Source organism: Angustibacter speluncae (genome assembly GCF_054777815.1).
In genome coordinates, this window is sequence record NZ_BAAHAF010000018.1 from 23,226 (window position 1) to 38,123 (window position 14,898).

General features: G+C 73.2%; 18 protein-coding genes. 8 read left to right on the forward strand and 10 right to left on the reverse strand.

The genetic code is table 11. From position 1 onward, the window contains the following. Positions 1-61: 61 nt before the first annotated feature. Complete coding sequence (locus ACYVKY_RS01945) at positions 62-889, forward strand: SOS response-associated peptidase (protein ID WP_460433304.1); 828 nt, start codon at positions 62-64, stop codon at positions 887-889. A 12-nt stretch (positions 890-901) separates the two neighbouring features. Here ACYVKY_RS01945 and ACYVKY_RS01950 read toward each other — a convergent pair whose 3' ends face one another. Beyond that, on the reverse strand, positions 902-1,450 hold the full coding sequence (locus ACYVKY_RS01950) for a ferritin (RefSeq protein WP_460433305.1): 549 nt from the start codon (positions 1,448-1,450) through the stop codon (positions 902-904). A gap of 68 nt (positions 1,451-1,518) precedes the next feature. On the opposite strand from ACYVKY_RS01950, the gene ACYVKY_RS01955 reads away from it, so the two are divergent. Together ACYVKY_RS01955 and rsrA are read left to right on the forward strand one after the other, a co-directional pair. After that, positions 1,519-2,286 carry a sigma-70 family RNA polymerase sigma factor gene (locus ACYVKY_RS01955; protein WP_460433306.1) on the forward strand — a complete coding sequence of 256 codons (768 nt, stop codon included), beginning with the start codon at positions 1,519-1,521 and terminating at the stop codon, positions 2,284-2,286. Continuing rightward, positions 2,283-2,546 carry an anti-sigma factor RshA gene (rsrA, locus tag ACYVKY_RS01960; protein ID WP_460433307.1) on the forward strand — a complete coding sequence of 88 codons (264 nt, stop codon included), beginning with the start codon at positions 2,283-2,285 and terminating at the stop codon, positions 2,544-2,546. The genes ACYVKY_RS01955 and rsrA overlap by 4 nt, the downstream gene beginning before the upstream one ends. Before the next feature lie 78 nt (positions 2,547-2,624). On the opposite strand, the gene ACYVKY_RS01965 is transcribed toward rsrA, so the two are convergent. Continuing rightward, a complete protein-coding gene (locus ACYVKY_RS01965; RefSeq protein ID WP_460433352.1) occupies positions 2,625-2,699 on the reverse strand; it encodes a 50S ribosomal protein bL37 in 75 nt (24 codons plus the stop codon). A gap of 89 nt (positions 2,700-2,788) precedes the next feature. Beyond that, the gene (locus ACYVKY_RS01970; protein ID WP_460433308.1) at positions 2,789-2,962 is read right to left on the reverse strand and encodes a hypothetical protein; all 174 of its coding nucleotides are present in this window, start codon (positions 2,960-2,962) and stop codon (positions 2,789-2,791) included. A 94-nt stretch (positions 2,963-3,056) separates the two neighbouring features. Between ACYVKY_RS01970 and ACYVKY_RS01975 the strand changes: the two genes are divergently transcribed. From ACYVKY_RS01975 to ACYVKY_RS01985, 3 genes are all read left to right on the forward strand, one after another. Continuing rightward, the gene (locus ACYVKY_RS01975) at positions 3,057-4,073 is read left to right on the forward strand and encodes a GlxA family transcriptional regulator (protein ID WP_460433309.1); all 1,017 of its coding nucleotides are present in this window, start codon (positions 3,057-3,059) and stop codon (positions 4,071-4,073) included. A gap of 65 nt (positions 4,074-4,138) precedes the next feature. Further along, on the forward strand, positions 4,139-5,212 hold the full coding sequence (locus ACYVKY_RS01980; protein WP_460433353.1) for a type IV pilus twitching motility protein PilT: 1,074 nt from the start codon (positions 4,139-4,141) through the stop codon (positions 5,210-5,212). A gap of 5 nt (positions 5,213-5,217) precedes the next feature. Then, on the forward strand, positions 5,218-5,574 hold the full coding sequence (locus ACYVKY_RS01985) for a thioesterase family protein (RefSeq protein WP_460433354.1): 357 nt from the start codon (positions 5,218-5,220) through the stop codon (positions 5,572-5,574). Between the two features lie 83 nt (positions 5,575-5,657). Here ACYVKY_RS01985 and ACYVKY_RS01990 read toward each other — a convergent pair whose 3' ends face one another. The 6 genes from ACYVKY_RS01990 to sodN form a co-directional block, all read right to left on the reverse strand. After that, a complete protein-coding gene (locus ACYVKY_RS01990; RefSeq protein ID WP_460433310.1) occupies positions 5,658-6,164 on the reverse strand; it encodes a GNAT family N-acetyltransferase in 507 nt (168 codons plus the stop codon). A gap of 10 nt (positions 6,165-6,174) precedes the next feature. After that, entirely contained in the window at positions 6,175-7,866 is a 1,692-nt protein-coding gene (locus tag ACYVKY_RS01995) for an acetolactate synthase (protein ID WP_460433311.1), read from the reverse strand. A gap of 9 nt (positions 7,867-7,875) precedes the next feature. Next, positions 7,876-8,646, reverse strand: a complete 771-nt coding sequence (locus ACYVKY_RS02000) for a YqjF family protein (RefSeq protein ID WP_460433312.1) — start codon at positions 8,644-8,646, stop codon at positions 7,876-7,878. A gap of 94 nt (positions 8,647-8,740) precedes the next feature. Beyond that, complete coding sequence (gene mctP, locus ACYVKY_RS02005) at positions 8,741-10,426, reverse strand: sodium:solute symporter family protein (RefSeq protein WP_460433313.1); 1,686 nt, start codon at positions 10,424-10,426, stop codon at positions 8,741-8,743. Further along, on the reverse strand, positions 10,426-10,701 hold the full coding sequence (locus ACYVKY_RS02010; RefSeq protein ID WP_460433314.1) for a DUF3311 domain-containing protein: 276 nt from the start codon (positions 10,699-10,701) through the stop codon (positions 10,426-10,428). The genes mctP and ACYVKY_RS02010 overlap by 1 nt, the downstream gene beginning before the upstream one ends. Positions 10,702-10,863: 162 nt before the next feature. Next, the gene (gene sodN, locus ACYVKY_RS02015; protein ID WP_460433315.1) at positions 10,864-11,262 is read right to left on the reverse strand and encodes a superoxide dismutase, Ni; all 399 of its coding nucleotides are present in this window, start codon (positions 11,260-11,262) and stop codon (positions 10,864-10,866) included. Positions 11,263-11,334: 72 nt separating this feature from the next. Here sodN and ACYVKY_RS02020 point away from each other — a divergent pair, with 72 nt between their 5' ends. Together ACYVKY_RS02020 and ACYVKY_RS02025 are read left to right on the forward strand one after the other, a co-directional pair. After that, positions 11,335-11,736, forward strand: a complete 402-nt coding sequence (locus ACYVKY_RS02020; RefSeq protein ID WP_460433316.1) for a S24 family peptidase — start codon at positions 11,335-11,337, stop codon at positions 11,734-11,736. A 197-nt stretch (positions 11,737-11,933) separates the two neighbouring features. Then, the gene (locus ACYVKY_RS02025; protein ID WP_460433317.1) at positions 11,934-13,172 is read left to right on the forward strand and encodes an NAD(P)-dependent malic enzyme; all 1,239 of its coding nucleotides are present in this window, start codon (positions 11,934-11,936) and stop codon (positions 13,170-13,172) included. On the opposite strand, the gene ACYVKY_RS02030 is transcribed toward ACYVKY_RS02025, so the two are convergent. Beyond that, complete coding sequence (locus ACYVKY_RS02030) at positions 13,156-14,874, reverse strand: metallophosphoesterase family protein (protein WP_460433318.1); 1,719 nt, start codon at positions 14,872-14,874, stop codon at positions 13,156-13,158. The genes ACYVKY_RS02025 and ACYVKY_RS02030 overlap by 17 nt on opposite strands. Positions 14,875-14,898: the final 24 nt, after the last annotated feature.

Below are 14,898 nucleotides of genomic sequence, written 5' to 3' on the forward strand. Positions count from 1 at the left end.
CTGGCGGGACCCCCGGCCCGCAGCCCACCGGCCGTCGGTGGCGGGTGCCAGAGTGGGGTCCATGTGCGGACGCTACGCAGCCAGCGCGAACGCCGACGAGCTCGCCGAGGAGTTCGAGGTCGTCGACGACCGCACCGGCGGGCTCGAGCCCGACTGGAACGTCGCCCCGACCAAGAGCGCGCCGGTGGTCCTCGAGCGGCCACGGCGCCCCACCGACGACGACCCCGAGCCCTCGCCCGAGCCGGTGCGCCAGCTGCGCACGCTGGTCTGGGGCCTGGTGCCGTCGTGGTCCAAGGACCGCAAGGGTGGCGCCCGCATGATCAACGCCCGCACCGACTCGCTGTTCACCAAGCCCGCCTTCAAGCGCGCCGCCACGGTCCGCCGGGCGCTCGTGCCGGCCGACGGCTGGTACGAGTGGCAGAAGAGCCCGAGCGCCCTCGACGCCAGGGGACGTCCGCGCAAGCAGCCGTTCCACATGCGCCGGCGCGACGGCGGCCGGGTCGCGCTGGCCGGGCTGTACGAGTTCTGGAAGGACCCGGCGGCCGCGCCCGACGACCCGGACGCCTGGCTCACCACCTTCACCGTGCTCACCACCGACGCCGAGCCGGGGCTCGACCGCATCCACGACCGGATGCCGGTGGTGCTCGACCGCGACCGCTGGGACGACTGGCTCGACCCGTCCGTCACCGACCGCGAGCAGGTGGAGCGGCTGCTCGAGCCCCCGCCCGCCGGCCGGTTCGTGGCCGTACCGGTGTCGCTGCTGGTCAGCAACGCGGCCAACAACGGCCCCGAGCTGGTCGAGCCGGTGCCGGTCGACGAGCTGGTCGGCGTGGTCGACCCGGTCACCGGCGAGCTGCTCGGCGAGCAGCAGGAGGCGCTCGACGTCTGAGGGGCGCCGGCCCTACAGCGCGCCGCCCGCGGCCGCCGGGGCCGAGGCGTCCTGCTGCCCGGCGTCGCCGACCTGCTCGCGGGCCAGGTAGTCCTCGAGGTGGAACAGGTTGTCGCCCGCGCGCTCGGCCACCGCCAGCAGGGTGGTCATCGAGGCGACCTCCTCGACCTGCTCCTTGAGGAACCACAGCATGAACTGCTCGCCGAGGGCGTCGTCCTCCTTGCGCGCGGCGCGGAACAGGCCCTCGATCTGCCGGGTCACCTCCTGCTCCTGCTCCAGCGCGAGCGCGATCGGCTCGGTGACGGAGGCGAAGTCGTTGCGCACCGGGTCGACGCCGGAGATGACCGGCTTCACGTCGCGGTCGAGCAGGTACTGCACGAGCATCATCGCGTGGTTCCGCTCCTCCACCGACTGGCGGTAGAAGTGGGCGGCGAGCTGCGGCAGGTCGTGGTCGTCGAACCACACCGCGAGCGCGACGTACTGCTGGCTCGCGGAGAACTCGTTGCGGACCTGGTCCTGCAGCAGGGACATGAAGCTCGGGGACGACAGACGCGGCGACATGGTCGCCAACCTAGTGGTCGGCCCGGCACCCCGGAATGCGTCCCCGCGACCTGCTGTTGGAGGCGGGTATGCAGGCCACGACGACGACCGGGCGCACGCTCGCGCGCAGCGCGGGCCCGTCCCGCCGGGTGCGCGGCGGCTGCGGGGCGGGACTACCCTCGACGGTGATGAGCGAGAGCACCGACGGCACGTCCGTCCCCGAGGTCGACCTGGGCGAACCGGGCGACACCCGCGCGCCCGAGGACGAGAGCGCCGAGCAGCGGCTCGTCCGGTTCGAGGGCGACGCGCTGCAGTACCTCGACCAGCTGTACTCGGCGGCCCTGCGGATGACCCGCAACCCGGCCGACGCCGAGGACCTGGTGCAGGAGACCTTCACGAAGGCGTTCGCGTCCTTCCACCAGTACCGCCCGGGCACGAACCTCAAGGCCTGGCTGTACCGCATCCTCACCAACACCTACATCAACTCGTATCGCAAGAAGCAGCGCCAGCCGCAGCAGTCCGCGGCCGAGGAGATCGAGGACTGGCAGCTGGCGCGGGCGGAGTCGCACAGCTCGACGGGGCTGCGCTCGGCCGAGCACGAGGCGCTCGACCGGCTGCCCGACTCCGACGTCAAGGACGCCCTCCAGTCGCTCCCCGAGGACTTCCGGATGGCCGTCTACTACGCCGACGTCGAGGGGTTCGCCTACAAGGAGATCGCCGAGATCATGGGCACCCCGATCGGCACCGTCATGTCGCGTCTGCACCGTGGCCGTCGCCAGCTGCGGGCGCTGCTCGAGGACTACGCCCGCGAGCGGGGTCTGGTGCCCGCCGCGGGTGCGCAGGAGGTCAGGTCATGAGCTGCGGCGACCCCCACGACGAGGACTGCCGGGAGGTCCTTGACGAGGTCTGGACCTACCTCGACAAGGAGGTGACCCGGATGGACGTGGAGCGGATCAAGCACCACCTCGCCGAGTGCGCCCCCTGCCTGCAGCAGTACGACCTCGAGGAGGCGCTCAAGGCGCTGGTCCGGCGGTCGTGCCACGAGCCGGCGCCGGAGAACCTCCGGCTCCGGATCATGACCCAGATCACCCAGATCCGCGTTCGGTACGAGGCGTAGCGCAGGGCGCGCACCGCGGACGACGAAGGCCCCGACCGGGATCCGGTCGGGGCCTTCGCACGGGTCCGTGCGGACGGCTCAGGCGTTGGGACGCTTGCCGTGGTTGGCGCCGTTGCCCTTGCGGGAACGGCGCTTGCGCGCGCGCTTGCTCATCTAGTCGCTCCTCGGTCGGGGACTGCCTGCGCCCATCGTCCCACACCGAGAGCGGCCGGACCGGACGGGCCCGGGGGCCGGCCGCGCGGTCAGGCGACGCGGGGGAGGTCGCGGTAGGGGCGCTCGGGGGCCTGGTCCGCCGTCGTCCACTCGTGGACGCGGGCGGAGGGGGACGGGTACCCGCCGGACCGGACGACCTTGACGAGGGCGACCAGCAGGACGGCGGTGGCGAGGACGGCTGCGACGATTACGAGTGCGGTCATGGCAGAAAGTCTGCTCCCGCGGCGATTCTGCCACCAGTGGCAGACGCGACAGCGTTCGTCGAATTCCTGCCAGCACCTGTGGCACACTCGTCGGGTGCTGCGTTCCGCCGTCGCCGTCGCCCTCCCGGGTGTCACGCCGTTCGAGCTCGGGGTGCTCTGCGAGGTGTTCGGCATCGACCGCACCGAGCAGGGCGTGCCGCTGGTCGACTTCGCCGTCGTCACCCCCGACCCCGGCCGGGTGCCCACGTCGGCGGGCTTCGACCTGCACGTCGAGCACGACCTGGAGCGCGCCGAGACCGCCGACCTGGTGGCCGTGCCCGCCCACGGCTACCCGTACCAGGGGCAGGCCGACCGCCGGCACGTCCCGGGGACGGGCGTCGACCCGCGGGTCCGCGACCTGCTGCGCCGGGCGGTCGACCGCGGCGCCTGGGTCCTCAGCGTCTGCTCCGGCGCCTTCACCCTGGCCGAGGCGGGGGTGCTCGACGGCCGGCGCGCCACCACCCACTGGCGCTACACCGACGACCTGGTGCGCCGCTTCCCGGCCGTCCGGGTCGATCCGGACGTGCTCTACGTCCAGGACGGCACCGTCGTCACCAGCGCGGGCACGGCCGCGGGCATCGACGCGTGCCTGCACGTCGTCCGGGAGGAGCAGGGCGCCGCGGTCGCCGGCACCATCGCCCGCCGGATGGTGGTGCCGCCGCACCGCGACGGCGGCCAGGCGCAGTACATCCACCAGCCGGTGCCGGTGTGCGACGACGAGGGCTTCGCACCCGTCGTCGCGTGGGCGCTCGAGCACCTGGAGGAGGACCTGCCGGTCGCCCGGCTGGCGCGGCGCGCGCAGATGTCCGAGCGCACCTTCGCCCGCCGGTTCCGGGCTGCCACCGGGGTCAGCCCGGCGGCCTGGGTCAACGCCCAGCGGCTCGACCGGGCCCGCGAGCTGCTCGAGGGGTCCGACCTGCCGGTCGAGCAGGTCGCCCGCCGCAGCGGGTTCGGCTCCTCCGCGGTGCTGCGGGAGCACTTCGCCCGCATCGGGACGTCGCCGACGGCCTACCGGCGCACCTTCGCCGGGGGCTCAAGGACGGCCGTCGCGGTGCCGACACAGACCGGGTGACCACCGTGAGCGAGCACGTGAGCAGCCAGCCCTCCGCGCCGGCGGCCGAGACCGTGGAGCAGCCGCTGTCCGTCGCGCCGTTCCTGCGCGCGCTGTCCGAGCTCACCGGCTCGGACCTGCACTGCAAGGTGGGCTCCGCCCCCCGCATCCGCATCGACGGCCGGCTGCGCAAGCTCCGCTCGCGCGACCTGACGCCCGCCGACACCCAGGCGATGCTCGACGAGATCATCCGGCCGGACCTCAAGGAGGTCTTCGCCAAGACCAACGAGGCCGACTTCGGCTACTCGATCCCGGGCGTGGGCCGGTTCCGCGTCAACGCCTTCCGCTCCCGCGGCTCCGTCGGCCTGGTCTTCCGCCGGGTCGCCATCGGCGCGCTCTCGCTCGGCGAGCTCGGCATGCCGCCGGCGCTCGCGGCCCTGGCCCTCGAGCCCCGCGGCCTGGTGCTCGTCACCGGCCCCACCGGCTCGGGCAAGACCACCACGCTCGCGGCGATGGTCGACCACATCAACACCAACCGCGAGGTCCACATCGTCACCATCGAGGACCCCATCGAGGTCCTCCACCAGGACAAGACGGCGATGATCAACCAGCGCGAGGTGCGCATCGACACCGAGAACTTCGCGGTGGCGCTGCGGGCCGCGATGCGCCAGGACCCCGATGTCGTCCTGGTCGGCGAGATGCGCGACTCCGAGACCGTCGGCGCGGCGCTGTCCGCGTCCGAGACCGGCCACTTCGTGATGTCGACGCTGCACACCACGGACGCCGCCGAGACGATCACCCGCGTCATCGACTTCTTCCCGCCGCACGAGCAGAAGCAGGTGCGGCTCTCGCTGGCCGCCTCGCTGCGCGGCATCATCTGCCAGCGCCTCGTGCCCCGCGCCGACGGCCAGGGCCGCACGGTCGTGATGGAGATCTGCATCAACACCGGCCGCATCGCCGACGCGATCGCCGACCCGGAGAAGACCTCCTCGATCACCGAGCTGATCTCCGAGGGCGGCTTCTACGGGATGCAGACCTTCGACCAGCACCTGGTGGGCCTGTACCGCGACGGCGTCGTCTCGCTCGAGGACGCCATGGGCGCCTCCTCGAACCCGCACGACCTCACGGTCGAGCTGCGCCGGCTGGGGCTGCTCAGCTGACCACCCTGTCGTTCGCCGTCACCGCCGAGGACACCGCGTCCGCCCTCGGCAGCGGCGACCTGCCCGTCCTCGCCACCCCGCGGCTGCTCGCTTGGTGCGAGGCGGCCACCTGCGCGGTCGAGGTGTCCGGCGCCGACGGCCGCACGTCGGTCGGCACCCGGGTGCGGCTCGAGCACCTCGCCGCCTCGGCCGTCGGCTCAGGCGTGCGCGTGACCGCCGAGCTGGAGCGCCAGGACGGCCGGCTGCTGCACTTCGCCGTCCGCGCCGAGGACGCCGCCGACGACCGCCTGCTCGCGACCGGCGAGGTCACCCGCGTCCTGGTCGACCCCGAGCGCTTCCTGGCCCGCGTCCCGACCCCCTGACCCCTGGTCCGTTTCCTCAGTTCAGTGTCGGACGTGACACCGAAGTGGCCGAACGACACGCGTGACACGCCAGCGAGCCTCGTTCAGTGCTCCGGGGCGGGCGGGGCGGCGTCGAAGCGCAGGCGGTAGGCCAGCAGCTGCACACCCGGCACCGGCTGCCAGTCGCGGTCCGGGTCGCGGACGAACCCCTGCCGCTCGTACAGCCGCTGCGCCGACCGCATCCACTCCTGGGTGCAGAGCACCACGCCCGCCTTGCCCGCGGCTCGCGACCGGTCGAGGCAGGCGCGCACGAGCGCGGCACCCACCCCGCGTCCCTGGGCGGACGCGGTGACGCCGAGCATCCGGAACTCGCCCTCGTCGTCGCGGCCGAGCTCGGCCAGCGGCGACGGCGGCAGCGCGAACGTGACGCTGCCGAGCAGCGTCCCGTCGTCGTCGACGGCCACGAGCACCTCGCCGTCGCGGCTGCGCGCCCGGGCGTCCGCGACCACCTCGAGGTAGGGGTCCGGCGTACCCGTCGGGTCGCCGTCGCGGTAGGCCTGCGCGACCAGGCGCCCGGCCTGGTCGAGCTCGTCGTCGCGGGCGGGCCTCACCAGCACGCCGTCACACCCCCAGCGTCTGGCGCGGGTACGCCGCGGCCGGGTCGGTCGCGACGTTCACCAGGTACGGGACGCCGGACGCGAACGCGCGGTCGAGCGCGGGCCCGATCTGCTCGGGCGAGGTGACGAGCTCGCCGCCGCCGCCGAGCGCGGTGACGACCTGGTCGTACCGCGTCTGCGGGGTGAGGTCGGCGACCACGTCGTAGCCGTAGAGCATGTTCATCGGGCCCTTCTCGAGCCCCCACACGCCGTTGTTGCCCATCACCATGACGACCGGCAGCCCGTGCCGGACGAGGGTGTCGACGTCCATCAGCGAGAAGCCGGACGCGCCGTCGCCGAGCAGCAGCACCACCTGGCTCGTCGGGTGCGAGAGCCGCGCGGCCACCGCGTAGCCGAGACCGGTGCCGAGGCAGCCGAACGGTCCGGGGTCCATCCAGCGTCCCGGCATCCTCGGCTCGACGAAACGGCCTGCGAACGAGACGAAGTCGCCGCCGTCGCCGATCACGACGGCGTCGGGGTCGAGCCGGCGGTTCAGCTCGCCGTAGATGCGGGCCGGGTGCACCGGGTCGGACGCGGACGCGAGCAGGTCGGCGTCCTTCGCGACGGCGGCCGCCGCCGCGTCGGCCAGACCCGTTGCCCAGCGGTCGACCTCGGCGCGGTCGACCTGCTGCGTGCGCTCGGCGAGCAGGTCGAGCACCAGCGCGAGGTCGCCGGCGAGGCCGGCGGCGAGGTCGACGTGCCCGGCCAGCTGGTCCGGGGCGTCGACGACGTGCACGACCGGGGCGTGTGCGGCGCCGTCCCCGCCTCCGAACTGCCCGTACCCGAGCCGGAAGTCGAGTGGCGTGCCGACCACCACGACGAGGTCGGCGCCGCCGAACGCCGCGCCGCGGGCGCGGGTGGCGAGCAGCGGGTGGCTGGCGGGCACGACACCGCGACCCATCCCGTTCGAGACGACGGGCACGCCGAGCCGCTCGGCCAGCCGGCGGGCCGCGTCCTCGGCACCGCACGTCCACACGTCCGACCCGAGCACCAGCACCGGGTGCCGCGCCCCGCCGAGCGCCCGCACCGCCGCGTCGAGCGCCGCGTCGTCCGGCTCGAGCGGGGCCGGCGCGACGACCTCGGGGACGTCGGGCAGCGCGCACCGCGAGAACAGCACGTCCATCGGGACGTCGAGGAACGCCGGTCCGCGGTGCGGCGACACCGCGGCCGAGAACGCGGCCGCCGTCCCCGCGGTGATGTCGTCGACCCGGTCGACGGTGGCCGCGTGCTTGGTGACCGGCGCCAGCAGCGGGACGTGGTCCATCTCCTGCAGGCTCCCGGTGCCCCACCGCCACGCCGGGGCGCGGCCGCCGAGCACGACCACGGGCGAGCCGTTGAAGTGCGCGGTGGTGACCGCCGAGACGGTGTTCGTCACCCCGGGTCCTGCCGTCGCGACGGCGAAGCCGGGACGCCGGGTCAGCTTCGCGACCCCCTCGGCGGCGAACACGGCGGTCTGCTCGTGCCGCACGTCGAGCAGCCGCAGGCCGGGCTCGTGCTTCACCGCGGCGTCGTAGACGGGGAAGACGTGCGCGCCGGACAGCGTGAAGACGGTGTCGACGCCGTGCGCGGCCGCGACCCGGGTGACCTGCTGGCCCCCGTGCCCCTCGGTGCCGGTGGTCGTCGCGGTCTCGTCCGTCCGGGGGGCGTCGTCGCTCATGCCCGGAGACTAGCCACCGGTGCGCGCCGGTCGGTCGACGCGCACCGGCGGGCCGAACCGCGTCGTCACGCCGGGGCTGAACAGCACGTGGTCCGGCGCGCGTCCCGAGGTGCCGACGATGCCGGCGTGCGGCACCAGGTCGTCGGCGACCTCGACCTCGGCGCGGTGGAGCGGCCACGGTTCGTGCTCGTTCGGCAGGAACCAGGTGCGGCCCAGGTGCTGGGCGTGCAGTCCCCAGCGGGCCGTGAGGAACAGCTCGAGCGGGCCCGGCTCCATCGGCTCGAGCACCCGCGTCCGCACCACGCTGCGCACGTGCCGGTACAGCCCGCGCAGGTGTGTGACGTAGCGGTGCTCGTCGGCGCCGTCGCGACCGATCGAGTGCTCGTGCCGCATCGTCGCCCACCGGTAGGGCAGGCCGGTCGTCGCGCGGGTGGCGGTGACGAACGCGAGCCGCTCTGCGTCGAGGCTGACGAAGACCACGCCCCGCCGGCCGCTCGCGTCGACCGAGTAGAGCCGGACGTTGGTCTCGAGGAACGTGCCGATGCCGCCCGGCAGGGCCGGGCCGGCGACCGCGACGTCGACCATCCGGAACGGCACCAGACCGACGAAGGTGCGGCCCTGCCAGACGTCCGGCTCGACCCCGGGCGGCATGAACCGCCGCACCGCGGACGGGTCGACCGCCCAGTGCACCATCGTGAGGTCGCGCCAGGACTGGTGCGTGAACGGCTGGCCGGTCAGGGGTCGGGCGACGGCGGTCAGCGGCTCGGGCTCGGTGGGCACGTCCCGATGCTGCCAGCCCGGGACACGGGAACGGGGAAGGTCCGGCACCGTGGCGGTGCCGGACCTTCCCCGGTCGGTCGTGCGGACGGACGGGTCAGGCGTCGGGCGGGGAGCCCGGACCGCCGGCGTGCTCGAGGTCGAGGTCCTTGACCCGCGGGTCGCCGGCGTCGGCGGTGTAGTCGTTCGTGCGGGTGCGGTCGGTGCCCTCGGCCACCTTCATCGCCCGCAGCACCAGCGTGGCGACCGCTGCCACCAGCAGGTTGAGCGCCACGGCGATGAACCCGGCGTAGACGATCAGGTCGGTGTCGAGCCCGAGGTTCTTCAGCGGGAACGCCGAGCCGCCGAAGTGCGGGCGGATGACCGCACCCCACTCACCGGTCGCCGGGTCGACCCCGACCTGCTTGATCGTGTACAGCATCCAGAACCCGGAGACCATGCCGGCGACCCAGCCGGCGATCAGGCCGCCGCGGTGGAACCAGCTGGTGTACAGGCCGAGTGCCAGCGCGGGCAGCGTCTGCAGGATGATGACGCCGCCGATGAGCTGCAGGTCGATGGAGAACTGCGGGTCGAGCATCACGATGACCAGCAGCGCGCCGACCTTGACCACCAGCGAGGTGAGCTTGGAGACCTTGGCCTCCTGCGCCGGGGTGGCGTCCTTCTTCAGGTACTCCTTGTAGATGTTGCGGGTGAACAGGTTCGCCGCGGCGATGGACATGATCGCGGCCGGCACCAGGGCGCCGATGGCGACGGCGGCGAACGCGACGCCGGCGAACCAGTCCGGGAACATCTTGTCGAACAGGAGCGGGACGACGGTGTTGGCGTCGACCTTGCCGGTCTCCTCGTTGACGATCGGCGTGATCTCGGCGGCGATGGCCATGAAGCCGAGCAGCGCGAGCAGGCCGAGGACGAACGAGTAGGCCGGCAGCGCGGCCATGTTGCGCCGGATCGTGTGCCGGTCCTTGGCCGCGAGCACGCTGGTGAGCGAGTGCGGGTAGAGGAACAGCGCCATCGCCGAGCCGAGCGCGAGGGTCGCGTACTGCAGCTGCGCCGGGCCGGACGCGAGCAGGACCCCGTCGCCGGGGTTGGGCGAGGCCTGGAACTTGGCGTCGGCGGCGCTGAAGATGCCGTCCCAGCCGCCGAGCTGGCTTGGGATGTAGATCACCGCGACGATGATGACGAGGTAGATCAGCGCGTCCTTGACGAACGCGATCAGCGCCGGCGCCCGCAGGCCGCTGCTGTAGGTGTAGGCGGCGAGGATCGCGAACGCGATCAGGATCGGCAGGTGCGAGACGAAGCCGGTGCCGGTCAGGCCCATCGCCTTGAGCACCGCCTCGATGCCCACGAGCTGCAGCGCGATGTAGGGCATGGTCGCGACGATGCCGGTGATCGCCACGAGCAGCGCCATCGTGGGGGAGTCGAACCGGGCGCGGACGAAGTCGGCCGGGGTGACGAAGCCGTGCACGTGGCTGACCGACCACAGCCGGACGAGGAACAGCAGCACGAGGGGGTACACGATGATCGTGTACGGCACCGCGAAGAAGCCGGCGGCGCCCGCACCGAACATCAGCGCCGGGACCGCGACGAAGGTGTACGCGGTGTACAGGTCGCCGCCGAGCAGGAACCAGGTGATCCAGCCGCCGAAGCTGCGCCCGCCGAGCCCCCACTCGTCGAGGTGCTCCATCGACTCGGCCTTGCGCCAGTTCGCCGCGTAGAAGCCCATCACGGTGACGAGCAGGAACAGGAACACGAAGACGGCCATCTCGACCGCGTTGATCTCCATCACCGACCACGCTTCCCGCGCACGTGCGCCCGGTAGACCGCGATCGTGCAGAGCACGCCGATGGGGATGATCGCGAGCTGGAACCAGTAGAAGAACGGCATGCCGAACAGGCTCGGCTCGCTGCGGTTGTACAGGCCGACGGCCAGGCACAGGACGATCGGCACCAGCAGCAGCCAGTTCAGCGGCGTGCGGTCGGCGTCGGGGCGGGACGTGCCGCGCGGGTCGGGTGGACCCGGTGGCGACTGGTCGTGGTGGGACGTGCTGCGATCGGACATCGTCGGCCTCTCTGCGTCCGTCCCGGGGTGGGGGTTCGCCCCGGGGGCGACGCAGAACCTACTCCCGATCGGGACGGATCGGACGCAAGGGAGGGCCGGGACGCCTGACGCGTCCCGGCCCTCGGGGTCGTGCGGTGCCGGGCGTCGTGCCCGGCGGACGGCTCAGGCCGCCTTGGTCTCCTTGTAGATCGCGTCGATCTCGGCGATCTTCGCCAGCAGCTGGTCGGCCACGTCGGCGTCGAGGCTGCCCTTGGCGCCGGAGGCGCCGGCGAGCTTGGTGGCCTCGTTGAACAGCGTGTGCAGGTTCGGGTACTTCTCGAAGTGCGGGGCCTTGAAGTAGTCGGTCCACAGCACCCACAGGTGGTGCTTGACCAGCTCCGCGCGCTGCTCCTTGATGATGATCGCGCGGGTGCGGAAGTCGGGGTCGTCGTTGTCGGCGACCTTGCCGATGATGGCCTTGATCGACTCGGCCTCGATGCGGGCCTGGGCGGGGTCGTAGACGCCGCACGGCAGGTCGCAGTGGGCGCTGACGTCGGTGACGAGTCGTCGGAACAGGCGCATGTCCGTCCTCTCCACGGACCCCGGGACGGGGCCACGAAACTGGTTGCGGGGGTGCTTGCGACACTACTCGCCGTGACGCACGAGCCGCACGCCGAGGGTCCTGCTGCGAGCGGGTCGCAGCAGGGGTTCCGGCGGCGGGTCCGCAGGTGGGGGCCGCGCCTGCTCCGGGTGCAGGGTCGCTCGATGCTGCCGACGCTCACCGACGGCGACCTGCTGCTCGCGCGGGCGGCGGCCGCCGCCCGCCCCGGCCAGGTCGTCGTCGTCGACTGGCGCGACGGCGTCCACCCGGTCGCGGTGAAGCGGTTGCTGCGCCGCGACGACGACGGCTGGTGGGTCGAGCGCGACAACCCCCGCGAGGGCACCGACTCGTGGTCGGCGGGCCCGGTGCCCGTCGACGGCCTGCTCGCCGTCGCACTGGTGCGGCTCTGGCCGCGGCCCGGGCGCCTCGCCCCGCCGCCGACGCCGCTCGGCTGACGTCGCCCACGTCACATCCCGCTCGCGATCCGTGCCATCCGGGCGCGCCTCTGGCAGGGTGGTCGACGAGGCGGGTGACCCCCGTCGCACGACGACGACCCGCGGCCCCGACCCCGGCCGCAGGAGCGCAGTGGCAGTCTCCGCCCGCGCCCGCCGTGCACCGCCCGAGATCCGTTCGTCCACCTGGGGTTCCTGCCATGTCCGCACAGCCCGTGTCCGCACAGCCCGTGTCCGCACAGCCCGTGTCCGCACAGCCCGTGCGCCCGTCCGCCCGCGCCCACCCCGATCTCGACGACCCCGTGCTGGCCGCGCACGTCGGCGGCAAGCTCGAGGTGGTGCCGACGCGCCCGCTGCGCGACCGGCGCGACCTGTCGATCGCGTACACGCCCGGCGTCGCCGACGTCTCGCGGGCGATCGCCGCCGACCGCTCGCTCGTCGACACCTACACCGGTCGCGCGCACACCGTCGCCGTCGTCTCCGACGGCACCGCCGTCCTCGGTCTCGGCGACGTCGGGCCCGAGGCCGCGATGCCGGTGATGGAGGGCAAGGCGTTGCTGTTCAAGCACTTCGCCAACATCGACGCCGTCCCGCTCTGCCTGGCCACCACCGACGTCGACCAGCTGGTCGAGATCGTGGCAGCCATGGCACCGACGTTCGGCGGCATCAACCTCGAGGACATCAGCGCGCCGCGCTGCTTCGAGGTCGAGCGCCGTCTGCAGGAGCGGCTCGACCTGCCGGTCTTCCACGACGACCAGCACGGGACGGCGGTCGTCACGCTCGCGGCCCTGCTGAACGGGTGCCGCGTGGTGGGCAAGCCGCTGGCCGGCGTCCGCGTGGTCGTCAGCGGCGCGGGTGCCGCGGGCGTCGCCATCGCGGCGATCCTGCGGCGGTCCGGTGTCCGCGACGTCGTGGTGTGCGACTCGCGCGGGATCGTGGAGCCGTCGCGCGACCTGCCCGACCACAAGCGGCGTCTCGCGGCGACGACCAACCCGCGCGGGCTGCGCGGCACCCTCGCGGACGCGATGGCCGGCGCCGACGTGTTCGTCGGCGTCTCCGGCGGGCACGTGCCGGAGGAGGTCGTCGCGTCGATGGCCGACGACGCGATGGTGTTCGCGATGGCCAACCCCGACCCCGAGGTGCACCCGGACGTCGCCGCCCGGCACGCCGCCGTGGTCGCTACCGGCCGCAGCGACTTCCCGAACCAGATCAACAACGTGCTGGCGTTCCCGGGCATCTTCCGCGGCGCGCTCGACGTGCGCGCGTCCCGCGTCACCGAGGGCATGAAGATCACTGCGGCGCAGGCGATCGCAGCGTGCGTCACCGACCCGACGGCGGACGAGGTGGTGCCGTCGGTGTTCGACCCGGCCGTCGTCCCCGCGGTCGCCGCAGCGGTCGCGCGCGCGGCCGACGAGGACGGGGTCAGCCGCCGGGCGTGAGCACCTGGCTGTGGGTGCGCTGCAGCACCTGCTCGCCGCCGCGCACGTGGGCGTGGTCGACCTCGACGGCTGCGCGGCCGCCGTGGAAGACCACGGTCATGACGCCGTTGTCGAACCACATGCCGTGGTCGACCTCCCAGTCGACCGCGGCGTCCTCGACGCCGGCGCGGCGGGCGAGCCAGTGCAGCAGGGTGCGCACCGGCAGCATGTTCAGCAGGTGGTTCGCGATCCGGATCGGCGGCTCGAGCGGGTTGCGGAACGGCGACATCACCAGCTGGTGGAAGCCCGTGCGCGCCGGGTCGACCCCGTCGAGCCGGGCGTTCGCCGTGTAGGAGCAGTGCACGTCGCCGCTGAGCAGGATGACGCTGCGCGGCGGGGTGTCCTGCCGGCCGACGCGGGCGATCAGGTCCATCAGCCGGTGGAAGCTGGTGCGGAACGCCGACCAGTGCTCGAGGTCGACGGTCTGGCGCAGCCACTCGGCGAACCGCTGCCCCAGCCGGCCCCAGCGGCCGCGCGCGAGCGCCTCGTCCCAGCCCTCGAGGTGGTGGATGCCCGGCAGCAGCAGCACCGGCAGCGTCGAGCCGATCATCAGGTGGTCGAGCCTGGTGCCGTCGTCGGGCAGCACCTGCTTGCTGAACCAGTCCCACTCGACGTCGTCGACCATCGCGCGTCGCTCGGGGTCGAGCACCCGCGAGCAGCGCGAGTCGATGACCACGAGGCGGATCTGGTGCTCGCCGCTGGCGAAGTCGCGGGTGAAGCTCCACCGGGCGCTGTCGGGGTTCGCGTCGGCGTCCCAGGCGAACTCGTCGAGCAGGCGGGTGCGCTCGTCGTCGTCGGTCGTCTCGCGCACCATCGCGTAGAGCCGGTCCTGCGCGAGCTCGTCGGGCGAGAGGTTGCCGAGGTGCTGGTAGACCCAGTACGACCCGAAGGCGCCGACGACGCGCTCGCGCCACCACGGCGTGCGGGTCACCCGGTCGCGCCACTCCTGCGAGGTGTTCCAGTCGTCGCGCAGGTCGTGGTCGTCGAGGATCATCGCGGTCGGGACGGTCGACAGCAACCAGCGGACCGTCGGCTCCATCCACGAGTCGTGGTAGAGCCAGGTGTACTCCTCGAAGTTCTGGATCTCGGCCGCGACCTCGGTCATCGGGTCCTCCGGGTCGAGGTCGTCCTCGTCGTCGACCCCGTGCTGCGACAGCAGCCGCTGCCGCTGCTGGGGCGACGGGATGTCGGCGTAGACCTGGTCACCCGCGAGGTACAGCGCGTCCGGCCACCGCTCGTGCGCGCTGGCCATCATCCGGTTCGCCAGCGCCACCAGCGCGTCGGCGCCGACCTCCTTCAGGTGCTCGGGGTCCATCGGCGCCGATCGGCGGCACGACCCGAACGACAGCCGGAACGACTCGTCGTGCCGGAAGGTGCGGATGACGCTCGGCGGGAAGGTGCCGCCCGGCTCCGGCCACACCGCGGCGTCGTCGAGGAGCACCTCGTACTCGTGCTCCGACCCCTCCGACAGGTCGTCGAGGCACACCAGGGCGAAGTGGTGGCCGTGCACCGTCCAGGTGCGCTCGGTGCGGTCCTCGACACCCGGCACGCGGACGCGCACCTCGCACGGCCGGTCGGTCTCGACCCAGATGGTCGCGCGGTGGGTGTCGACGTAACGCAGCAGCGGGCCGAGGAGCAGCGCGGGGGCGGCCGGGTCGGTCATGTCCGCAGGCTAACCGCCGCGGGC